Origin of the sequence: Sphingomonas sp., from assembly GCF_031361285.1 — a bacterium.
In the GTDB taxonomy this organism is placed as follows: Bacteria; Pseudomonadota; Alphaproteobacteria; order Sphingomonadales; family Sphingomonadaceae; genus Sphingomicrobium.
Genome location: NZ_JANMCO010000075.1, coordinates 72,074 through 94,275, shown reverse-complemented (window position 1 = coordinate 94,275; position 22,202 = coordinate 72,074). Strand labels below are relative to the sequence as shown.

Annotated in this window: 21 protein-coding genes; 5 read left to right on the top strand and 16 right to left on the bottom strand. The window is 64.3% G+C overall.

Translation table 11 applies throughout. The features are described 5' to 3' along the window. Nucleotides 1–9: 9 nt before the first annotated feature. Nucleotides 10–1,449: an NAD-dependent succinate-semialdehyde dehydrogenase gene (locus RMO25_RS08015; protein ID WP_309662079.1), complete on the bottom strand. Its 1,440-nt coding sequence runs from the start codon at nucleotides 1,447–1,449 to the stop codon at nucleotides 10–12. A gap of 73 nt (nucleotides 1,450–1,522) precedes the next feature. Continuing rightward, nucleotides 1,523–2,080, bottom strand: a complete 558-nt coding sequence (locus RMO25_RS08010) for a hypothetical protein (protein WP_309662078.1) — start codon at nucleotides 2,078–2,080, stop codon at nucleotides 1,523–1,525. A 68-nt stretch (nucleotides 2,081–2,148) separates the two neighbouring features. Between RMO25_RS08010 and RMO25_RS08005 the strand changes: the two genes are divergently transcribed. After that, on the top strand, nucleotides 2,149–2,730 hold the full coding sequence (locus RMO25_RS08005) for a Crp/Fnr family transcriptional regulator (protein WP_309662077.1): 582 nt from the start codon (nucleotides 2,149–2,151) through the stop codon (nucleotides 2,728–2,730). On the opposite strand, the gene guaA is transcribed toward RMO25_RS08005, so the two are convergent. The 8 genes from guaA to RMO25_RS07965 all read right to left on the bottom strand — a co-directional run bounded on the left by guaA (nucleotide 2,691) and on the right by RMO25_RS07965 (nucleotide 12,751). After that, nucleotides 2,691–4,250 carry a glutamine-hydrolyzing GMP synthase gene (gene guaA / locus RMO25_RS08000; RefSeq protein ID WP_309662076.1) on the bottom strand — a complete coding sequence of 520 codons (1,560 nt, stop codon included), beginning with the start codon at nucleotides 4,248–4,250 and terminating at the stop codon, nucleotides 2,691–2,693. The two genes, RMO25_RS08005 and guaA, sit on opposite strands and share 40 nt — an antisense overlap. Before the next feature lie 116 nt (nucleotides 4,251–4,366). Further along, the gene (locus RMO25_RS07995; protein ID WP_309662075.1) at nucleotides 4,367–4,729 is read right to left on the bottom strand and encodes a hypothetical protein; all 363 of its coding nucleotides are present in this window, start codon (nucleotides 4,727–4,729) and stop codon (nucleotides 4,367–4,369) included. A 68-nt stretch (nucleotides 4,730–4,797) separates the two neighbouring features. Then, nucleotides 4,798–6,426 (bottom strand): AMP-binding protein, encoded by a 1,629-nt coding sequence (locus RMO25_RS07990; protein ID WP_309662074.1) that lies wholly within the window; start codon nucleotides 6,424–6,426, stop codon nucleotides 4,798–4,800. 62 nt (nucleotides 6,427–6,488) lie between these two features. Continuing rightward, nucleotides 6,489–7,139 (bottom strand): PilZ domain-containing protein, encoded by a 651-nt coding sequence (locus RMO25_RS07985; RefSeq protein ID WP_309662073.1) that lies wholly within the window; start codon nucleotides 7,137–7,139, stop codon nucleotides 6,489–6,491. Between the two features lie 218 nt (nucleotides 7,140–7,357). Continuing rightward, nucleotides 7,358–8,008, bottom strand: a complete 651-nt coding sequence (locus RMO25_RS07980) for a hypothetical protein (RefSeq protein ID WP_309662072.1) — start codon at nucleotides 8,006–8,008, stop codon at nucleotides 7,358–7,360. A 194-nt stretch (nucleotides 8,009–8,202) separates the two neighbouring features. Continuing rightward, a complete protein-coding gene (locus RMO25_RS07975) occupies nucleotides 8,203–10,431 on the bottom strand; it encodes a prolyl oligopeptidase family protein (RefSeq protein ID WP_405051858.1) in 2,229 nt (742 codons plus the stop codon). A 62-nt stretch (nucleotides 10,432–10,493) separates the two neighbouring features. Then, nucleotides 10,494–11,519 carry a phosphotransferase family protein gene (locus RMO25_RS07970; protein WP_309662071.1) on the bottom strand — a complete coding sequence of 342 codons (1,026 nt, stop codon included), beginning with the start codon at nucleotides 11,517–11,519 and terminating at the stop codon, nucleotides 10,494–10,496. Then, a complete protein-coding gene (locus RMO25_RS07965; protein ID WP_309662070.1) occupies nucleotides 11,516–12,751 on the bottom strand; it encodes an acyl-CoA dehydrogenase family protein in 1,236 nt (411 codons plus the stop codon). Before RMO25_RS07965 ends, RMO25_RS07970 begins: the two co-directional genes overlap by 4 nt. A gap of 54 nt (nucleotides 12,752–12,805) precedes the next feature. Between RMO25_RS07965 and RMO25_RS07960 the strand changes: the two genes are divergently transcribed. Then, nucleotides 12,806–13,573: an SDR family oxidoreductase gene (locus RMO25_RS07960; protein WP_309662069.1), complete on the top strand. Its 768-nt coding sequence runs from the start codon at nucleotides 12,806–12,808 to the stop codon at nucleotides 13,571–13,573. A 1-nt stretch (nucleotide 13,574) separates the two neighbouring features. Continuing rightward, nucleotides 13,575–14,438 (top strand): DnaJ domain-containing protein, encoded by an 864-nt coding sequence (locus tag RMO25_RS07955; protein ID WP_309662068.1) that lies wholly within the window; start codon nucleotides 13,575–13,577, stop codon nucleotides 14,436–14,438. A gap of 21 nt (nucleotides 14,439–14,459) precedes the next feature. On the opposite strand, the gene RMO25_RS07950 is transcribed toward RMO25_RS07955, so the two are convergent. Then, nucleotides 14,460–15,224 carry an energy transducer TonB gene (locus RMO25_RS07950; RefSeq protein WP_309662067.1) on the bottom strand — a complete coding sequence of 255 codons (765 nt, stop codon included), beginning with the start codon at nucleotides 15,222–15,224 and terminating at the stop codon, nucleotides 14,460–14,462. A 47-nt stretch (nucleotides 15,225–15,271) separates the two neighbouring features. Further along, complete coding sequence (locus tag RMO25_RS07945) at nucleotides 15,272–15,580, bottom strand: hypothetical protein (protein WP_309662066.1); 309 nt, start codon at nucleotides 15,578–15,580, stop codon at nucleotides 15,272–15,274. A 149-nt stretch (nucleotides 15,581–15,729) separates the two neighbouring features. On the opposite strand from RMO25_RS07945, the gene RMO25_RS07940 reads away from it, so the two are divergent. Both RMO25_RS07940 and RMO25_RS07935 read left to right on the top strand, forming a co-directional pair. Further along, nucleotides 15,730–16,779 (top strand): metallophosphoesterase, encoded by a 1,050-nt coding sequence (locus RMO25_RS07940; protein ID WP_309662065.1) that lies wholly within the window; start codon nucleotides 15,730–15,732, stop codon nucleotides 16,777–16,779. Between the two features lies 1 nt (nucleotide 16,780). Further along, a complete protein-coding gene (locus RMO25_RS07935; RefSeq protein ID WP_309662064.1) occupies nucleotides 16,781–17,806 on the top strand; it encodes a hypothetical protein in 1,026 nt (341 codons plus the stop codon). Here RMO25_RS07935 and RMO25_RS07930 read toward each other — a convergent pair. From RMO25_RS07930 to RMO25_RS07915, 4 genes are all read right to left on the bottom strand, one after another. After that, the gene (locus RMO25_RS07930; protein WP_309662063.1) at nucleotides 17,803–18,498 is read right to left on the bottom strand and encodes a hypothetical protein; all 696 of its coding nucleotides are present in this window, start codon (nucleotides 18,496–18,498) and stop codon (nucleotides 17,803–17,805) included. The genes RMO25_RS07935 and RMO25_RS07930 overlap by 4 nt on opposite strands. A gap of 72 nt (nucleotides 18,499–18,570) precedes the next feature. Next, nucleotides 18,571–19,347, bottom strand: coding sequence for a polyphosphate kinase 2 (gene ppk2 / locus RMO25_RS07925; protein WP_309662062.1), 777 nt, complete (start codon nucleotides 19,345–19,347; stop codon nucleotides 18,571–18,573). A gap of 70 nt (nucleotides 19,348–19,417) precedes the next feature. After that, nucleotides 19,418–20,179: a transporter gene (locus tag RMO25_RS07920; protein WP_309662061.1), complete on the bottom strand. Its 762-nt coding sequence runs from the start codon at nucleotides 20,177–20,179 to the stop codon at nucleotides 19,418–19,420. A 2-nt stretch (nucleotides 20,180–20,181) separates the two neighbouring features. Continuing rightward, nucleotides 20,182–22,101, bottom strand: coding sequence for a potassium transporter Kup (locus RMO25_RS07915; RefSeq protein WP_309662060.1), 1,920 nt, complete (start codon nucleotides 22,099–22,101; stop codon nucleotides 20,182–20,184). Nucleotides 22,102–22,202 lie beyond the last annotated feature (101 nt).

Genomic DNA, 22,202 nt, shown 5'->3' with positions numbered 1-22,202 from the left:
GGGTTCATTTTACGCGGTCGATTCGAGCGCGCGGACGTGCACGCTTTTGATGTTGGTGAATTCGCGGATGCCGAAGGCGGCGCATTCGCGGCCGTAGCCGGAATGTTTGACCCCGCCGAACGGCATGCGCGAATCCGACCGGACATTTTCGTTGACGAAGCTCATGCCGGCTTCCAGCTCCTCGGTCGCGATCCGCCGGCCACGATCGATGTCACCGGTCAGCACGCCGGAGCCGAGGCCGTAGTCGCTGGCATTGGCGATGCGGATTGCGTCGGCTTCGTCCTTGGCGGCGATGATCGCGGCGACCGGCCCGAACACTTCGTCGTCATGCGCCGGCTGGCCCGGTAAAACGTCGGCCAGCACCGTCGCCGGGTACCAGGCGCCGGGGCGGTCGGGCACTTCGCCGCCGAGCAGCAGTTGCGCGCCGGCCGCGATGCTTTTGATCACCTGGGCGTGAATTTCGTCGCGCGCATGGACGCTCTGCATCGGCCCGAGCTTGCTATGCTCATCGCCCGGATCGCCCATTGCGTAACCACGCATGGCTTCGACCATCGCGGCCTCGAACGCTTCGAGTATGTCGCGAACGACGATGAAGCGCTTGCCGGCGATGCAGCTCTGGCCGCCGTTGACCATCCGGGCGGTCGCGCAGATTTTCGCCGCGGCGGCGACATCGGCATCTTCGAGCACGACATAAGCGTCCGATCCGCCCAGCTCGAGCACGCACTTCTTGAGCACGCCGGCGGCGGCGGCGGCGACGCTTTTTCCCGCCGTCACGCTGCCGGTCAGCGTCACCGCCGCGACATGGTCGTCCTCGATAAGTGCCTTCACGTCACTGCTCGGCAGCAGCAGGGTTCGAAACAGGTCGCGCGGGAAACCCGCCTCATGGAACACTCGCTCGATCGCCAGCGCGCAGCCGGGCACGTTGCTGGCATGTTTGAGCAGCGCGCCATTGCCCGCCATCAGCGCCGGCGCGGCAAAGCGGAACGCCTGCCAGAAGGGGAAATTCCACGGCATCACCGCCAGCACGACGCCCAACGGATTGAAGGCGATGAACGCCTCCGGCCCGCCAACATCGACCGGCTCGGGCGCGAGATAGGTTGCGGCATGGTCGGCGAACCACTCGCAGTGAGCCGCGCATTTCTCGATTTCGGCGCGGCCGTCGGTCAGCGTCTTGCCCATCTCTTCGGTCATCAACGCGGCAAATTCGTCGGCCCGCTGGCGCAGCACCGCGCCGGCCTGGCGCATCAGCTTCGACCGGTGGGCAAAGCTGGTCCGCCGCCACGACTTGAACGCCGCGTGGGCGACTTCAGCAGCGGCATGCGCGTCGTCGATCGAATGGGCCGGATAGGCGTGCCCGGGCTCGCCAGTCGCCGGGTTGACCGCTTGCTGCGCTGACCGCTCGGTGGCCGGCGCAGGTTTGGCGGCGGTGGCTTCAAGCTGGTCGCTCATGCGCCGCTCCCTTGGTTGGTCGTGTCCTTAGTCACGAACCGCCCGCGGGTCGATCCTGTTCCGGCAGCCTTGATCAGTGGTGCATTTCGCCCTCGGCGATCGCCAGATGGTGGCGCTGGTGGTGGACGCCTTGGGTCAGTGATCCAAAAAAACCGAGCCCGCGGATCTGCGCCGCGACCCGGCTGTCGGCACCGGTCAAGGTCAGCGCGACGCCATTGGCGATGTCCTCGACGGTGGCTTTCTGGTCGCTCTCCCCGACCATACTGGCGTGCATCCGCACCATCCGCCCGATCGACGCCTGGACCCGCGGATCGGCGCTGGTAACCACGAACCGCGCGCCGCCGGGGACTGGCTGCGAGACGACGTCGGACCGCAACGTCACATTGTCCATATCGACGAGATGATTGCGCAGCGCATCGATGTTGATTTTCGACCAGTCGGTGGCCGGGTCGGCCTCAAGCCGGGCGGTGACCTCGGCAATGACGGCGAAGGCGCTCTGGCCAACTTCCTTGAGCGGCTGGTCGGCCCCCATCGCGGCCATCCCGCTCATCTGCTGGTGCTGATGTTCCTGGGCGTAGACAGGAACCGCGATCGCGGTGGCGGTGGCGATAGCGGCGATGGCGATCTTCATGGAGTCCTCCCGGCATTTGCGACGCCGGGACTTGCCCTGCCATTCCGAGTCCTGCCATGATTGCTATCATGTCCGATGTGATCGCCGCTTTGGCCCCCTTGTTTGTAACAGAAGTCACCGCGACCGCTGGCACGACGCTGTTCCATCGCGGTGACCAGGTGCGGCACCTGTATGCCGTCCGATCCGGCTGCATCCATCTCCAGCGCCTGTCCGCGGACGGCGCGGCGGCGGTGATGCAGCGCGCCAATGCCGGCGCGCTGTTGGCCGAAAGCTCGATCTTCTCCGACCATTACCATTGCGATGCCGTGGCGGTCGGCGATTCCTGTCTCGACCGCGCCGACATTGCGCAGGTGCGCCGGGCGATCAAAGCCGACCCCGACCTGCACGGAGCGCTGACGCGGCACCTCGCCGGCGAAGTTCAGCGCACCCGCGGGCGCCTCGAAATCCTCGCCCGCAAAACGGTCGCGGAACGGCTCGACATTTGGCTGGCGTTGAACGGCGGCGCCCTGCCGCCGCGCGGCGCGTGGCGCCCGCTCGCCGACGATATCGGCGTCAGCCCCGAAGCCTTTTATCGTGAGCTGCAACGACGGCGCGGTTCAGCGCCCGCGCCTCACTCCCACTCGATCGTCCCGGGCGGTTTGGACGTATAGTCGTAGACGACGCGGTTGATGCCGGGGACTTCATTGACGATCCGCGTTGCGCAGCGCGACAAAAACGCCGCGTCGAACGGATAGATGTCGGCGGTCATGCCGTCGACGCTGGTCACCGCGCGCAGGGCGCAGACGTTGTCGTAAGTGCGGTAATCGCCCATCACCCCGACCGTTCGCACCGGCAGCAGCACCGCGAACGCCTGCCAGATGGCGTCGTACAGCCCGGCGTTGCGGATTTCCTCGAGATAGATGGCGTCGGCCTTGCGCAGTACGTCGCAGCGCTCTTCGGTGACTTCGCCGGGGATGCGGATGGCAAGGCCCGGCCCGGGGAACGGATGGCGGGCGACGAACGCCTCGGGCAGCCCCAATTCGCGCCCCAGCACCCGCACTTCGTCCTTGAACAATTCGCGCAACGGCTCGACCAGCTGCATGTTCATGCGGTCGGGCAGGCCACCGACATTGTGATGGCTCTTGATCGTCACGCTCGGCCCGCCGGTGAACGACACCGATTCAATCACGTCGGGGTACAGCGTGCCCTGGGCGAGGAAATCGGCGCCGCCGACCTTGGCCGCTTCGGCTTCGAAAATGTCGATGAAGGTCTTGCCGATGAATTTGCGCTTGGCCTCGGGGTCGGTGACGCCGGCCAGTCCGCCGAGGAAATCCGCGCTCGCGTCAACGTGGATCAGCGGGATGTTGTAGCTGTTGCGGAACAGGCTGACGACCTGCTCCGCCTCGTCCAGCCGCATCAGCCCATGATCGACGAATACACAGGTCAATTGGTCAGCGATGGCTTCGTGGATCAGCACCGCGGCGACCGCTGAATCGACCCCGCCCGACAGCCCGCAGATTACCCGGCCCTTGCCGACCTGGGCGCGGATCTCGGCGATCTTGGCGTCGCGAAAAGCACCCATCGTCCAGTCGCCGGCGCAGCCGCAGACATGACGGACGAAATTGGCCAGCAACTTGCCGCCGTCGGGGGTGTGGACCACCTCCGGGTGGAACATCATCGAATAGAAATGCCGCGCCTCGTCGGTAGCGATCGCATAAGGCGCGCCTTCGGATTTCGCGACTATCGAAAATCCCTTGGGGAGTTTCTCGACGCGGTCGCCGTGGCTCATCCACACCTGGTGCTTCTCGCCGACCTGCCACAGCCCGTCGAACAGTGCCGATTGATCGATGATCTCAATGAACGCCCGCCCGAATTCGCGATTGTCAGAGGCGGCGACGACCCCGCCCAGCTGATGCGCCATGGTCTGCTGGCCGTAGCAAATGGCGAGGATCGGAATACCAGCGTCGAAGAAATGTTGCGGCGCCCGCGGACTGTCATCCCACATCACCGACGACGGCCCGCCCGACAAGATGATGCCCTTGGGCCGCAGCCGCGCGAACGCCTCGTCGGCGGCGTTGAACGGCGCGATTTCGGAATAGACCCCAGCCTCGCGCACCCGGCGGGCGATCAGCTGGGTCACCTGGCTCCCGAAGTCGACGATCAGGATGGATTCGGCGGGTTGGACGGTCATGCCAAGCCGATAAAGGTTTCGCGCGGGGAGTAAAGTTCAGCAGGCGCGTCCTGAGCTTGAGCGCCCCATTCAACCCGCTGCTTCCCGGAATGTCCACAAAGGGTGGAGTGCGGACGCTACGCTCGCCGGCCGAAACGCCGCATGAGCTTGGCACATGCAAGTATCGCCAACGCAACCGCGAGGAACGCGAACTGGTAGAGTGGAAGGAATAGGACAATGAGATGATTGTAGTCGCCGGGATTCCAAGCCAGTCCCCAGATGAGCAGCGGTGCGCCACCAATCGCCAAAAAGAGCAGTAGACTGAGGGCCACCAATTGCGGCAGTTTCTTCTGAGCAAAGAATGCCGTGGCCAGCGGCACAGCAAGAGGTGAGATTGCCCATAAACCCACCAGGTCGACGCCACCCATCAGCATGAACACCAGCACCGAGTAGCCGAGGGCGGTCAAAACAGCACTCAATCGTATGCCATACGAGTCCATGATGGCGTTATCTGTGCATCTCTAAATGTCCGCAATGGGTCGAGAACGGACGCTCCGCACAACCACCTTCAACTGACCCGTTCCCCCTCCGCCTCCCGATGCTCCCCCGCCGCGAATTGCTCGGCGAGCTTGAATTTCTGGATCTTGCCCGAGCCGGTCAGCGGCCATTGGTCGACCCACAGCCAATGCTTGGGCGTCTTTTGCGGTGACAATCGCGCGCGGATGAAGGCCTTCAATTCGGCCGGGTCGGGCCGGCGCTCGCCGCTGGCGCGCATGAAGCAGGCGACCTGCTCGCCGTACACCGGACACGGGACGCCGATCACCGCGACTTCGCCGACATCGTCATGCTCGAGCATGGCATTCTCGATTTCCGCCGGAAACAGATTCTCGCCGCCGCGAATGATCATCTCCTTGACCCGCCCGGTGATCGTCACATAGCCGCGCGCGTCCATCCGCCCGAGATCGCCGGTATGCAGCCAGCCGTCGGCGTCGATCGCTTTCGCGGTCGCTTCGGGATTGTCGTTATAGCCGGTCATGACGTGATAGCCGCGGGTGCAGATTTCGCCCTGCTCGCCGATCGGCATGACCGCGGCGGTCTGCAGGTCGAGGATCGCGACGTCCAAATTGGGCAGCGGCTGGCCGATCGTCCCGGTGAGGTCGGCAAGGACGTCGTCGTGCCACACCATGGTAATGACCGGTGAGCATTCGGTTTGCCCGTAAACAATCTGCACGGTCGGGCCGAACGCCGCTCTCACCCGGTTGATCAGCTCGGGCGCGACCATCGCCCCGCCGGACATGATCCGCTGAAACGAGGAGACGTCGCGGCCGCTCCGGACCGCTTCGTCGACCAGTGCCACCAGCATCGTCGGCACGCCGAGCAGGTAACCGGGCCGTTCGCGTTCGATGACCCTGACGATCATCACCGGATCGAATATCGGCGCCAGCAACATCGTCGCGCCCGCGTCGATAATGCCGAGCACGCAGATCGCGCAACCAGTGGTGTGGAACAGCGGCATGTTGTGCATGAAACTGTCGCCGGCGCCGAGGCCGAGGCGGACCATACAATCGCGCGCGTTCTGGATCAGGCCGTGGTGGTGGAGCAGCGCGCCCTTGGGGAATCCCGTGGTGCCCGAGGTATATTGAATTTGCGTCACATCGTCGGGGGTGACTTGCGGCAACACGCCGCGATCCTCACCGTCGAACAAGGCGGCATGATCGGTCAGCTCGATCCGGCGGCGGATCGCCGGAACCTCGTCGCACGCTTCGTTGGCGATGGCCGTCATCGGGCTGCCGCGAAACTCCGCGACGTAATAGATGGCTTCGGAGCGCGATTGCTCGAGCACATATTTGAGCTCGCGCGCCTGGAACGCCGGATTGACCGTGACCAGAATGATCCCGGCCATCGCCGTGGCGAATTCCATCAAGACCCATTCGGGCAGGTTGTTGGCATAGATCGCAATCCGCGTGCCGGGCTTGTGGCGGCTGGCGAGCGCGCGCGCCAGTCGCTCGGCATCGCGCAGCAACCCGGCATAGGTCCAGGTCCGGCCAACGGCGCCGTCGTAGCCAAATTCCTTGAGTGCGATCGTTGCAGCGTGCGCCGTCGCCCGGCGGCGCAACAGGTCGCCGATGGTCAGTTTCTCGACCGGCGCGTCGCGGACGGCCGGGAACAAGGATTCGGTTAGTGACACGCGGTACATGCCGGTTTCCCCCACCGGCAGACTGCGCCGCGCCAGCGACCGCGTCAAAACATAGTTATGGGCTAGGCGGTGCCCCGGAGCGCTGCCGCGCAGCTGGTACGCAGCTCAGCGAGCCTGACAAGAGTCGCTGCGTCGACGGGAGAGTCGGCCCGCATCGTCTCGGCGAGCACGTTCAACGTCTGAACGGCAATATCGAGATTCTGCAGCACAATGCCGTGTTGGGCGATGATCGCGGGGTCGCCTACCAGCGCATCGCCAAGACATTCGAGCAACTGCGCAACGCTGCGGAGATCCTCGGTAACTCCGGGCCGCGGTTTCGAACTTTGATTGCCCGGAACCGTCAATGGAACGACGCCGGCCTTCACCGCGGTCACGATTTGATCGACGCGGTTTTGCTCGCGATTGACTGTATTGGCCATCCAGTCCGGGACCGAAATCTGCGAAGTGAATTGCAATCCGCAGCGCCGCTCGGTGCGCCAGGCCACCTGACCCTGAACGCTCAGGCGCCCGCGCGACAAAGTCATCGGGGAGCCGACTTCGGGAAACAGGGGGCCTTCTATCTGCGCGCCCATGGCCGACAAATCGCGGACTTTCACGGCGGTTGCGACGCCCGACGCGTGCAGCGTCGCGGCCATGAACAGGTTGACGCGCACCGTTCCCCGCGCTTCCGGAGAGCCGCGCTGGACGTTGTCCGAAAGTGTGTTGTCTAGCATTCCACCCGCCACCTTGTGCCCAAACTAAGCATGACCAGTTGATGCTTAACCAGCTACTGGGGATGCCTCCATTTCGGATGCATTCTTGCGGTGGGCGGGGCAATCGAACCAGGCATGAATTGGCTCATCGCCATTCGGCGCTCGCCGCCCGGAGCGACGCAAAAAAATGCGCGGGAACCGCAAGGCTCCCGCGCATCCTTACCCCGAAAGGCGATCAGTTAGTAACGGCGATAACCGTAGTCGGCATAACTGTTGCGGTCGATGCTGAGTTGGCTGATGTAGCCGCGGTAATCGACCGTGCAATTGAACCTTAGCTCGCCGGTCTGCGCGCCATTCCCGCTGCCATAGCCGCCGTAGCCGTTATAGCCGCCGGAGCCGCCATACCCGCCGTAACCGCTATACCCGCCGTAGCCGCTATAGCCGCCGGAGCTGCCATACCCGCCATAGCCGGAATTCATGCCGCTGGTGGCGATGCCTTTAACCTTCACCCGGCCACCGCTGTGGACATCGGCATGGGTGATGCCGAGCACTCGTCCACCGCCGGAATTGCCGCCATATGCCCCGTAACCGGCACCGTAACCGCCATAGCCGCCGTAGCCGCTATTGCTGCCATAGCCGCCGTAGGCATTATTGCCGCCGTTGAGGCGTTGCTCGACCGCGGCCGCGCACTGCTGGACGGCGTAGCGGGTGTTGGTGTTATAGCCGTTTTGGCCATATCCTCCGAGTACCTGGGTCAGCACTTGGCTGATGATGTTGCCACCGTTGTTCCCGTAACCATAGCCCGGGTAATATTGCGCGGCCGCGGGGGCCGCACTGGCCAGCGCGGCGATTGCAACGCCGCCCGCCAGGATTTTCATAACAGCCTTCATGGCCACTCTCCTTGTTCGTCCAAAACAGACTCGTCGGCAAAACGCACGACGACCCGATTGGGGTTCCTAGAAAGACGGCGCTGCACGATGGCTGAATGTGACGTTTGCTGACGTTCATTTTATGGCGGTAAGTCCCGCTGTTCAAAGGATGAAAACTCATTCCCTTAAAACGCGCACCGCCGCTCCGGCTGCCCTTAGCGCGGCCCGACCGCCAAGCCGGTGAACTTGGCCAGGAACGCGTAGACGTCGGCGCTTTCCTCGATGATCTTGGTGGTCGGCTTGCCCGAGCCGTGGCCGGCCCGCGTTTCGATCCGAATCAAATGCGGTTCGCCATCCGGGTCGGCGGCCTGCAGCGCCGCCATATATTTGAAGCTGTGGCCGGGCACGACGCGGTCGTCGGTGTCGGCGCTGGTCGCCAAAACCGGCGGGTAATGCACGCTGGGCTTGATGTTGTGATAGGGCGAATAAGTCAGCAGGGTCTTAAAATCGGCGGCCTTGTTGGGATAGCCATAATCGTCGACCCAATAGCGGCCGGCGGTAAAGCGGTCGAAGCGCAGCATGTCCATCACGCCGACCGCCGGGTGCGCGGCGTCGAACAAATCGGGGCGCTGGTTGACCACCGCGCCGACCAGCAGCCCGCCGTTCGAGCCGCCGTCGATCGCCAGCCCCTTGGGCGAAGTAATCCCCTGCGCCTTCAGATATTCGCCGGCGGCGATGAAATCGTCGAACACATTCTGCTTGTTGGCCAGGCGCCCGGCGTCGTGCCACGCCTTGCCATATTCGCCGCCGCCGCGAAGGTTGGCCATCGCATAGACGCCGCCAGCCTCGATCCACGCCATTCGCGTCGGCGAATAGTCCGGAGTCAACGAAACATTGAACCCGCCATAGCCGTAGAGCACGGTCGGCGAGCCGCCGCTACGGTCGAGCCCTTTCTTCATCACGATGAACATCGGGATGCGCGTGCCGTCCTTGGACGCATAGAATCGCTTTTCGACGCTATAATCGTCGGGGTTGAACGCGACCTTGGGCGCCGCCCATTCGGACGCTTGCCCGCCCTTGACGTCGTAGCGATAGATGGTCGTCGGGCGGTTAAAGCTGGTGAACGCAAAGAACGTCTCGGGATCGTCGAACTCGCCGCCGAACCCGGATGCGCTGCCGATCCCGGGAAGGGCAATGGTGCGCTGCAAGGCGCCATCGAGACCATGGACGCGGACCTCACTCTTGGCGTCGGCGAGATAGGTCGCGATCAAGGCGCCGCCAACCATGCTCGCCCCCTCCAGCGTTGCCTGGTCCTCGGCGATCACGGTGTGCGCAACCGGCTTGGCCCGGGCGATGTCGAGGCTGACGACCTGCAATTTGGGGGCGCTGTCGTTGGTGACGAAAAAGAAGGTCGATCCGCGGTTGCCGATGAAGGTGTAATTATTCTCGAACCCGGGCACCAGGACGCGCGGCTTGGCGGCGCGGTTCTTCAAGTTGACCAACGTGATTTCAAAGCGCTCATCGGTGCCGCTCGACGAGGTTACGACCAGCCAGCCGCCGTCGTCGCTGACTTGCGCGACATGGTTGAGATCGGCCCTTTTGGGCGTCGCCAAGACCAAGCGATCGGCCGCTTGCGCCGTTCCCATCTTGTGGAAATAGACGGCTTGGTCCTCGTTTAGCGATTGAAAGGTTCCGCCCGCCTTGGGCTCGGGAAAGCGCGAATAATAAAAGCCCGAACCATCCTTCGCCCAGTCGAGGTTGGAAAACTTCACCCACTTCACTTCGTCGGGCAGAAGTTTGCCGGTGCCGGCATCGAGGACGCGCACCGTGCGCCAGTCGGTGCCGCCGTCCTGGATCGAATAGAGCAGCTTGGTGCCGTCCTCGCTCGGCACCCATTCGGCGAGCGCGGTGGCGCCGTCGGCCGACCAGCCGTTGGGGTCGATCAGGACCCGCCCCGGTCCGCTTAAGCTGTCGCGGACATACAGCACCGGCTGGTTCTGCAGCCCGTCGTTGCGCGTGTAGAAATAATGCGCGCCCTTCTTCACGGGAATGCCGAAGCGTTCATAGTTATAAAGGTCGGTCATTCGCGCCTTGAACGGCGCCCGCGCCGGCAGTGTCGCCAGGAAGCTGCTGGAGACCGCATTTTGCGCATCGACCCAGGCGCGTACCTCGGGATCGGTGCGGACATCATTTTCCAGCCAGCGATAGGGATCGGCCACGGGCACTCCAAACTGCGGTTCGACAAGGCCCACGCGCCGGGTTTGCGGATAGGAGATTTTTTGTCTGGCTAAAACAGCGTCAACAGCCGCGAGCGAGTCCGCCGTAGCGCGATTCACGTCTTCCTCTGCACGTGCATAGGCTTCGGCATTAACGATGGGTGCAGGTTTTACCGTCGTGCAAGCAGCAAGCGGCAGGATCAGGGCTACAAGGACGTGATTGCGCATTGGCGTTGTTCTCTTCTTAAAAGGCGAAGGTGTCAGTCAAGCTAGCAGCCGCGTTGCCGAACTCAACCAGCGGCGCTTGCGGACTCGGCGAAGCTCCATGCGGCTTTGGCCAGCGTCGGCACTTTGGCCGCGATCTCGGCCGCATTGGCGTGGCTGGCGCTGCCGTCGGCGAGGCGCTTCTTGATGCCCTGGACGATGCCGGCCAGGCGGAACAGATTATAAGCGAAATACCAGTCGAGCCTGGCGCCGACGGGTACCCCCGAACGCTCGGTATAACGCTGCGTAATTGCCTCCAGCGAGGGAATCCCCAGCGCCGCCAGGTCGAGCCCGCTCAAGGCCGCGCCGCCGTCGGCCGGCATCACCCATTGCATCGCCAGATAGGAGAAATCGGCGACCGGATCGCCCAGCGTCGCCAGCTCCCAATCGAGCACCGCAGTCAGCGTGCCGTCGCCGTCGAACACGACATTGTCGATGCGATAATCGCCGTGGACGATGGCGGTCCGCGACTGTTCAGGCAAGGTCTCCGGCAGGAACGCGATCAACCGCTCCATCTCGGGCACAAAATCGGTTTGCGAATCGCGATATTGCCGCGTCCAGCGCGCCACCTGGCGCTCGAAATAATTGCCCGGTTTGCCGAAATCCTCGAGCTCCGCGGCGACCGGATCGATAGCGTGCAAATCAGCCAACGTATCGATCAATTGCTCGTACATGCGGCCCCGGGTGGCGGGGTCGAACTCGGGCAGCGCGCCGTCCGCATAAGGCCGGCCCTTGGCCATCTCCATCACGTAAAAAATCGCGCCAATGACGTCCGGTTCGGCGCAGATCGCCAAAGGCTCCGGCACCGGAAAACCGAGCGGGGAGAGCGCCGACAACAAGCGATATTCGCGGTCGACCGCGTGCGCCGAGGGCAGCAGCGGCCCGAACGGCTTGCGGCGAAGCACATAGTCGCCCGACATCGCACTGATCTTGTAGGTCGGATTGGACTGGCCGGAGGGGAATTTGGTCAGCCGGAACGGCGGCGCGAACCCCGGCAAATTGGCCTCCAGCCAAGCGCCCAGCGCCTCCTCGTTGAGAGGCGGATCGCTCATAGATGCTTCTTATATTCCAGCCGCGCGATCGCCCGCCGGTGCACCTCGTCGGGACCATCGGCGAGCCGCAGCGTGCGCACCCCCGCCCACGCGGCGGCCAGCGGGAAATCCGCCGACACGCCGGCACCGCCATGCGCCTGGATGGCATCGTCGAGCACCTTCAACGCGGTGCGCGGCGCGGCGACCTTGATCATAGCGATCTCGCCTTGCGCGGCTTTATTGCCAACCCGGTCCATCATGTCGGCGGCCTTCAGGCACAGCAGCCGCGTCATCTCGATGTCGATCCGCGCGTCGGCGATCCGTTCTCCCCACACCGATTGCTCGGCCAATGTCTTGCCGAACGCGGTCCGCGATTTGAGCCGTTTGGTCATCGCCGCCATCGCTTCCTCGGCGACGCCGATCATCCGCATGCAATGGTGGATGCGGCCCGGCCCCAGGCGCCCCTGGGCGATCTCGAACCCGCGGCCCTCGCCCAGCAGCATGTTCGACGGCGGCACGCGGACGTCCTTCAACTCCACTTCCATATGCCCGTGCGGCGCATCGTCATAACCGAACACCGGCAAGTGGCGGACGATGTCGACGCCGTCGGCGTCGAGCGGCACCAGGATCATCGATTGCTGCTGGTGGGTGTTGGCGGCGGGATCGCTCTTGCCCATGACGATGGCCAGCTTGCAGCGCGGATCGCCGGCCCCGCTCGACCACCATTTGCGGCCGTTGACGACATATTCATTGCCGCGCATTTCGATCTTGCACTGGATGTTCGTGGCATCGGAGGATGCCACCTCGGGTTCGGTCATCAGGAAGGCCGAACGGATTTCGCCGTCCATCAACGGCTTGAGCCATTGCTCCTTTTGTTCGCGGGTGCCGTAACGGTGGAGCACTTCCATATTGCCGGTGTCGGGCGCCGAGCAGTTGAACGCCTCCGACGACCACAGGATCCGCCCCATCTCCTCGGCGCAGAACGCATATTGCAAATTGCTCAGGCCAGGCCCGTCGAAGGCGAAACTGTCATCGACATGCGCGGCGCCGTGGCTCGGCGGCATGAACAGGTTCCACAGTCCGGCCTGGCGCGCGAGGCCTTTGAGCTCATCGATCACCGGCAGGACTTTCCACCGATCGCCTGCCAGTTGCTGCGCATTATAGTCGCCGGCGCGCGGGCGAACCTCGGCGTCGATGAAGGATTTGACCCGGTCCCGCCAGGCGACGTCGGCTGATGATAAGTTGAAATCCATGGCGCGGCTCCGCAAAAGCGTGGCAGCTATAACAGCCGCAGATTGAATTGGGGAATGAGCATGGGATCAGGGCGCCTCAGCGGCAAGGTCGCAATTATCACCGGCGCGGCATCGGGCATCGGCCTCGCCGCCGCCGAGCTGTTCCGCGGCGAAGGCGCGACGGTCGTCGGTAGCGACATCACTGCGGCGGACGGCATCGCCCAGGCCGACGCTGGCAGCGATGCCGACATCAAGCGGCTGATCGACGATACGGTCTTGGCGCATAGCGGGCTCGACATCGTCTTTGCCAATGCCGGCATCTCCGGCGGGCTCGCGTCGATCTTCGAGCAGACGGCGGAGGATTGGGCCGAAATCTTGCGGGTCGATTTGATCGGTCCGTTCCTCGCCATCAAGCACGCCGCGCCGCATTTGAAAGCGCGCGGCGGCGGGTCGATCATTTGCACCGCCAGCGTCGCCGGCTTGCGCTCGGGCGCCGGCGGCGCGGCTTATTCGGCGGCCAAGGCCGGGGTCATCAACCTCGTCACCACCGCCGCCCAGCAGCTTTACGGCACCAACATCCGGGTCAATGCCATCTGTCCCGGCCTGATTGAAACCGGCATGACCGAAATTCTCTACCAGATGGCCCGCGACGCCGGACGGGCGGATCGCATCGGCGACTTGAACCCGCTCCGGCGCGGCGGCGAACCGGCCGAGATCGCCGCCGCCGCCTTGTTTCTCGCGTCGGACGAATCGTCCTACGTCAACGGCCAGGCACTGGTGGTCGACGGCGGCTTGTCCAGCAGTCACCCGACCGCCCGGCGCTTCGACATTCGCGCCGAGTGACATGACGGTAACGCCCGACCATTACGCCACGCTGGGCCTGGCGCCGACCTCGGAAGACGTCGTCATCCGCGCGGCCTATCGGGCACTGGTTCGGCGCTATCATCCGGATGGCAACGCCTCGGCCGCGGCGACCGCACGCACGCGCGCCATCAATGCCGCTTACGAAGTGCTCATCGACCCCGACAAGCGCGCGCAATATGATCAGGTGCGCGCCGCCGACGCTTGGCCGAGCGCGCCGATGCGCCGCGCGTTCCTGCCCGCGCCGAGCCGCTTGTTCGCTGCTGCCTCCGTGACCCTGCTGCTGGTGCTAGTGTTCCTAGTGACCTGGTCCCCCGTCGCGCTTGTCACGCCGGCCGAACGCGCCACCCACGCGCCGCCCCGCACGCCGGCCGTTGCGAGGGAGATTCCTGTCCTGCCGTCGGCCGAAGAGCCGGCCGTCGTGTCCGACGTCGCCCAAGTGGCAGTCGCGGATCCGCAACTGGACGAACCGGTTCCCGAACCACCAATTACCGCCGTGGCGACGCTGCCAAAACCGATCATCGCCAAGCCGACGGTGAAGCCCCGGAAGACCGCTGCGCAAACAATGTCGAACGCCAGCTGCCGCACCGCCGATGGGCGGCGCGATAGCCTGGTTTGCGGGAACCGCAATCTCGCCGAACTCGATCGCCAACAGGCGCTGTTCTACAGTCAGTCGTGGCTACGGGCCGATGCCGCCAGGCGGTTGGCGCTGCAAAGCACGCGCGACCGCTTCCTTGCCCGCCGCAAAGGTTGCCGCCGATCCGTTGCCTGCGCCCGCGCCGCCTACCTCGCCCGCTTGCGGGAAGTCAGTGAGATTATGATTGTCCGACCGCAACCGCGACCGTGAGCAACGGGCCGCGCTGGACATTTAGTCCTGACGGTCGTTGTCGTCGCGGGAGGTCGACCAGATTTGATCGCCTTCCACCACCACCGCGATCGGGCGCCCGCTGGCATCTTTACTCGGGCGATAACGGAAGCGTTGGATCGCCAGGCGGCAAGTGGTCGCATCAAGCTCGGCATTGCCGCTTGAACGCGTCACCGTGCAGGCGGTCACCCGGCCGGCAACCCCGACGGTAAAGCGGAATTCGACTCGCCCGCCGATCCCGGCCGCAAGTACGGCTCGGGGATAGTCCGAACGACGAATCTCGCCCGACAGCCATTCGAGATCGGCACCGCCATCGCCCTCACCAGTGCCAGCTCCATCGCCGGCGCCCTGACCGCCAGTGCCGCCGCCGCTGCCGCCGCCGGACAGCGTGCCAGAACCGGCACTGCCCCCTGGCGAGACGGTCGGGGCCGTGGCAACAATCGGGGCGACCGGGTTTGGCGCCCGGATGGTTGACGGACCGGTTGATCCGCCGGGCTGGTCGCGGGCCGCAACCGGCGCCGCCGACTGCGCTGCGGCGTGGCGCTGGGGTTCGATGACGACCATTGGCGGTGGCGGCGACAGTGTGACGGCAATGAGCCGCGTGACCGCTTGCGTCGACCGTCGGACATCCACCGACAAGCCATAAAGCAGCGCATAAGCCAAGCCCAGGTGAACCACCGCAACCGCCGCGATCGACCGTCGCCGATCGGCCGGTTGCAATAGCCCGCCGGGCGCCAGCGCCCGCTGTGTAAACTTAACGGTGCTCATTCGTCCGGGTCAGAGTCGGCCAACGGCCTGACCTTCGCCGCCGCCGTTTAGCGGCAGCCGCGACGCCGGGCGGTCATGCTGCGATCGATCGCGCGCCCGGCGAGCGCCCCGCCGACTGCGCCCGCGGCAACGCCGACCAAACCATGGCCGATCACCTGGCTACCGACCACGCCGCCGGCGACACCGCCGGCGACTAGGCCGGTGTTGCCCGGCGAGCGGCGACAGCGATAGACTTGGCCGTGGTAATGAGAATGGCGATAATTGCGGGCGTGCGCGCTGGCCGGAGCAGCAAAGCCAACGAACGACGTCGGCAGCACCAAGGAAAAGGCCGCCAATGGAAACAGGATCTTGCGCATTCGAAATTCCTCAACTGACAATGTTCTGGCTGTGTAACGTCCAAGGTTACAAATCGGGTTCAACAATGCAACGATGGGCGCGATAAGGGGCGACCAGCCGTGAGGTAGCCGCGACGGAATTGGAAATTTTACGACGAGAGGGACGGCAGTTGGTCCAGAGATTTTGTCAGTGGCTGATGCTCGTGGCGATGGTCGTCGCGACGCCGCTCGCCGCCAAGCCGTCCGCGCCGCCACGGATCGTCGCCGTCGGTGACCTGCACGGCGATTTCGACGCCTGGCGCCAGATCGCCGTCAAGGCCAGCATCATCGACTCGCGCAATCGCTGGGCGGGCGGTGCGACGATCCTCGTCCAGACCGGCGACATCGTCGACCGCGGCCCCGATTCGTTGAAGATTATCAGCCATCTGATGAAGCTGCAGGCGCAGGCCAAAGCCGCCGGTGGCCGGGTCATCGTGCTGGTCGGCAACCATGAAGCCATGAACATGACCGGCGACCTGCGCTACGTCACGGCGGGTGAATATGCGGCCTTCGCCACTAGCGATTCCGTTCGACTGCGCGACCGCGTTTATGCGGCGAACAAGGTGGCCCTCACTGCCGCCTTCCGGGCCAAGACGCCGGCGATGACCGACGACGCCATCCGGGCGGCGTGGCTGGCGCAAACCCCGCTCGGCAAGCTCGAGCATCAGGCCGCGTGGGGCCCGGACGGTCAATTGGGGCGGTGGACCATCGCCAACCCGGCGATCGCCAAGGTTGGCGACACGATGTTCGTCCACGGCGGCATTAGCATCAGTTATGCCAACACCGCGTTCCAGCTTATCAACCGGCGCGTCGCCGAGGCGCTCAAAGCGCACGACGATTCCGAACAGTCGATCCTCTACGACCCGTTCGGCCCGCTTTGGTATCGGGGCTTGGTCACGCGCAAAGCGGATCCGGAACAGGCTGCCGCCTTCCCCCCCGGCTATCCGTCGATTGATCAGGAACTGGCGGCGGCGCTGTCCTACGCCGGGGCCCGCCGCATGGTCATCGCCCACACGCCACGCCTCGCCGGGATCGAAATTTCGCACGGCGGCCAACTGGCCCGTATCGATACTGGAATATCGCGCTATTATGGCGGCAAGCTCAGCTATCTTGAAATCTTGGGGGGACAGCTCGTGCCACATGACTTCGATCGCTCACCGCCGCTAGCGCAGGCGCACTGAGATGACCTACCTGCGCATCGCCACCTTGCTCGCCGCGATCGTCACCGCCGCGCCGGCCCTCGCGCAAAGCGCGCCCAAGCCTTTGTTCGCGAGCAGTGACGTCCTCCACTTGACGATCCGCGGACCGATCAATCAGATTGCTCGGACGGCGGCGAGGCAGTTGACGAGCGACGCCACGCTATCCGTCCCCGGCGCCGCCCCGGAGACTCTGGCAATCCGGCTGACGCCGCGCGGCATCACCCGTTTGCGGCGCGACGTATGCCAGTTTCCGCCCTTGCGCGTCAGTTTTTCGCAATCCCCGGCACCGGATTCGATCTTCGCCGGCCAGAAGCAACTCAAACTGGTCACGCATTGCCAGGGCGCGGCGTCGTTCCAGCAATATCTGTTGCTCGAATATTCGGTCTATTTATTGTACAACCAGCTCACCCCGGCCAGCTTCCGGGTGCGGCTGGTGACGATCGATTATGTTGATGAGGCCAACCGTCCGATCACTACGCGCTTCGGTTTTTTCCTCGAAGAGGCGAACGACGTCGGCGCTCGCAATGGCTGGCGCCGCGCGGTCACTGGCGACCGCATTCCCGCGGCCCTGCTCAGTCCGGCGGATTCGGCGCGGGTCGCTATGTTCGAATATATGATCGGCAACATGGACTGGTCGATGCGCGCCGGCCCGGTTGGCGAAGGCTGCTGCCACAACAGCCGGCTGTTTGCCCGCGCCAGCGGCGGCGGCTACGTGCCGGTACCCTATGATTTCGATTATTCGGGACTGGTCAACCCGCCGTACGCCGTCTCTCCCAGCGGCGGTTCGGTGCTCAGGCGGCAATATATGGGTTATTGCGCGTTCAATGCGCAGGCACTAGCGGCGGCGGGATTGCTGCGCGCGCAACGCGGGCCGCTGCTCGCCGTGCTCGGCCAGGCCCCGCTGGACGAAGGCGTCCGCCGCAAGGCCGCGGCATATCTCGCCAGTTTCTACAACGACATTGCCGACGACCGAACGACGACCGCCAAGGTGCTCAAGACCTGTGCCTAGGGCTGGGTGACCGGCGGCACGGCTGGTGGCGGCGCGGCCGCGGCCGTGGTGACCGCGGACCCATCGCCGTCGAAATCGCTCATATAGCGCTTCATTCCTTCGCGCTCGCCATATTCGGTGAACCACAGCACCAGGAAGCCGTAGTTGAAGGCGATCGACATGACGACCGCCAGCTCGACCGCGCCGATCCCGGCCGACAGGCCGATGCCGACCGACAGCAGGATGAACAGCGCGTCACCCGAGCTTTTGAGCGAATTCTTGAAGCGCACCGCGCCGGCGATTCCGGCCAGCGAGAAGGCCAGCGCCAGCGAATTCTGGACGATGATGACGATGCCGGTGACGATCAGCGGCAGGATGATGATGGTGCTGATCAGCGACTGATCATATTCGTCGGCATTGCGGATCGACATGTAGGTCCAGCTGACCGGCAGCGAGGTCAGGAAGGCGCCGATCAATGCCGTGGTCAGCCAGAACAGGCTGTCGCCGAGACTGTCGACATGTCCTCCCGTTTGCGCTTGCACTCCGGTCAGGCCGTTCGCCCCGGCTTTTTGCGGCTGGTTGATCAGCTCCTCGACGCCGCCGATCGGCAGATAGTCCCGGGCCCACGGGAACATCTTCAAGGCGACGAAAATTACCAGACCGATGATCAGATAATATGCGCTCAGCTGCGCGAACAACCGCATGGCTTTCATAGCATTCCCCCTGAGCTTATTCGCCGCCCACGCCGCGCAAATTACGCTTTTCGCCGCGCTTCGCAATGCGCATCACTTGTCGAAATTAGGAATGGGCTTCAGCACGCCATATTTTTCCTTGCCCGGCTTTGCGGGCAGGTCCGGCCACGGAATATCCTTCAACGGCAGTTCGGTGTCGGGCACGCGGTCGAGCAAATCGCGCAGCAAGGTCAGTCGCCCCAGCGCCTGGTCGTTGAAGTCGATCAAGGTCCACGGCGCGAAATCGGTGTGAGTCGCTTGCAGCATCAACTCGCGCGCCTTGGTGTAGGCATCATATCTGGCCCGGGCGGCGATATCGATCGGCGACAGCTTCCAGCGCTTGAGCGGATTGTACAGCCGGGCTTCGAACCGTTTTTCCTGCTTCTTCTGGTCGCAACACAGCCAGTATTTGAACAGCAGGATGCCGTCGTCGACCAGCTGCCGCTCGAACTCCGGCACCGCGCGCAGGAAATTGTCGGTCTCCTTTGGGGTGCAAAAGCCCATCACCGGCTCGACGCCGGCGCGATTGTACCAGCTGCGATCGAACAGCGAGATTTCGCCCTTCGGCGGCAGATGCTCGACGTAGCGCTGGAAATACCATTCGCTGCGTTCGCGCTCGCTCGGCGATGACAGCGCCACGACATGGCACAGCCGCGGATTGAGCACCCGCGCGAACATGTCGATCGATCCCCCTTTGCCAGCGGTGTCGCGGCCTTCGAACAGGATGACGATGCGCTGCCCGGTCTCGTCGACCCAGCGGGCCATGGTGCCCAGCTCTTCGGTCAGCGGCTGGACCAGTTTCTCATATTTCTTGTGCGTCAGATCAACCATGCATGCGGGTCCCCCGTCCGCATCTTGGCCAGTCCGGCGAACCTCCGCAATAGTCGGCAGACAATTCGCGTCAGAACAGGATCGACGCGCCGGCGTAGAGTTCGATATCGGGCGTCTGGCGGTTGAGCCCGACATTGGCGCCGAGGTCCAGTTGCAGCGCATTGGACGCGGCATAAGCGATCGCCGCATCGGCCGACGCCTGCTTGACGGTCCCGGCGGGATCGAGGTTCCAATTGCCCCAGAGCTCGCCGCCGACCGTGACCCGGGGCGCGACGGCGACCGACAGGCTGACGAGGTTGGTGAGGCCAAAATGCCGGCCCGATCCGTCGGCGTCGGCCAGCACATCCACTTCGGGGCCGAAAGTCACGGTCACCGGCCCGCCAAGGGCCAGGCCAACCGGGACCGCGAGCCCGCCCTCGACCTTGCCGTTGCCGATGGCGTGCGCGGCCGTCGGCACTTTAACGAAGGGGATGGCCGCGACTTGCAGGTCGGCATCCTTGTCGGTCAGTTGATGCTTGTAACGCACGACGACGTCACCGAATCCTGAAACACGGCTGCGCGACCCGGCCTGTTTTATGGTCGCTTGCACGAACGGCGTCACCCCGACTTCGAGATCGGCCGTGTCCGACAATCCCAGCTTGAGAAACGACGACCCGAGGATCAGCACGGCATCGCGCGTCCCCGCTTGCCTGGTCAGGCTCCAGTCGGCGATGCCGGTTTCGAGCTGCCACTTGCCCGCCGGCACCGTGCACACCGCATTGGCCTTGCCCGGTCGTTCGGCGCAGATCGGGGCCGTCGCCACCTCGGCGGCCAGCAGCATCGCCTGGGCCATGCTCATAGCTGCAATTGGCTACCGAGTTCGACCACCCGGTTGGTCGGCAGCCGGAAAAACTCCATCGCCGATTCCGAGCTTTTGAGCATCCACGCGAACAGCCGCTCGCGCCACGGCGCCATGCCCGGCCGTTTGGTCGACTGGATCAGTTTCTGGCGGCCGAGGAAGAAACTGGTGCTCATCATGTCGAACGCCGGGCCGCAGCCCTTGATCCAGGCGAGGTCGCGCGGGATGTCGACTTCTTCCATGAAACCATAATGCAGGATCATGCGATAAAATCCCTGGCCGGCGTCGTGGAACTCCAGCCGCTTGGGAACCTCGACGTACGGGATATCCTCGACCGCCACGGTCAGCAAGATCACCCGTTCGTGCAGCACCTGATTATGCTTGAGATTGTGGAGCAGCGCCGCCGGGACGGTGTCGGACGCCGACGACAGGAAGACCGAGGTGCCGCGCACCCGATGCGTCGATCCGGCCGCCGATTTGATGAAGACTTCCAGCGGCAGCGCGCTTTCGTTGAGCCGCTCGCGCATCAGCCGGCGGCCGGTCGCCCAGGTCGTCAGCACGGTAAAGCCGATCGCCGCGATCAGCAGCGGGAACCAGCCGCCGTCGGGGATCTTGGTGATGTTCGACGCGAAATAAGCACCGTCGACCACCATGAACAGCCCGATCGTGCCCCAGGCGAGGACCCGGTTCCAGCGCCAGACCTTGGTCACCAGGACGCCGAGCATGACGGTGGTGATCAGCATCGTCCCGCTGACCGCGATCCCGTACGCCGAGGCCAGGCGGGTCGATTCCTTGAACCCGATGACCAGCAGGATGATCATCGCCAACAGCGTCCAATTGACCGCCGGAATGTAAATCTGGCCGGCGGCGCGTTCGCTGGTGTGCAGCGTTTTCAACCGCGGCAGGAAACCGAGCTGGACCGCCTGGTGGGTGATCGAAAATGCGCCCGAAATGACCGCCTGGCTGGCGATGATCGTCGCCGCCGTCGCAATCCCGACCAGTGGCAATCGCGCCCATTCCGGGGCCATCAAATAGAAGGGATTGGTGGCGGCTTCGGGATGGTCGAGGAGTAGCGCGCCCTGGCCCATATAGTTGAGGATCAGGCACGGGTAGACTAGGCCGAGCCAGCTAACGCCGATCGCTTTCCTGCCGAAATGCCCCATGTCGGCATAGAGCGTTTCGGCGCCGGTGACGGCCAGGAACACCGACCCCAGCGCGAGGAAGGCGAGCTTGGGATTGTACAGGAAAAACTGGACTGCCCAGTGCGGGCTGAGGATGCCGATAATCTCTGGCCGGGCGAGAATATTGCTGACGCCCAGCGTCGCCAGCACCGCGAAATAGATCAGCACCACCGGCCCGAACAATTTGCCGACCCGCGCCGTGCCGCGCGCCTGGATGAGGAACAGGCCGATCAGGATGCCGATCGCAATCGGGATCACCAGCGGCTGCAGCCCCGCCTCGACCACGGTCAGCCCCTCGACCGCCGACAGCACCGAGATCGCCGGCGTAATCATCGCATCGCCGTAAAACAGGCAGGTCGCCAGCACGCCCATGAGGACCAGGCTGGCCGTCCAGCTTTTGCCTTCGAGGTTGCGCGAAATCAGCGCCAGCAAGGCAAACGACCCGCCCTCGCCCTTATTGTCGGCGCGCATCGCGACGAACACATATTTGAACGTCACGATCAGCATCAGCGACCAGAAGATCAGGCTCAGCACACCGAAAATGTGCAGCGGGTCGACCGCCAGCGGATGCGGGCCGAGGAAGCTCTCCTTCATCGTGTACAGCGGCGACGTGCCGATATCGCCATAGACGACGCCGATCGCGCCGAGCGCCAGCACCGGCAGGCTGTCCTTGGAGCCGTGATGGGCAGGCGCGGTCGCTGCCTCCGCGGCGGGTGTTGAAGCTTCTGTTGTCATAAGCGAACGATGTGCGCCCTCGGGCCGTAAGGATTCCATGTGGATTCTTGGCCGTCGCCGTAAGGATGCCATGCGAAGCGCCGCCGCACCCCTCGACGATC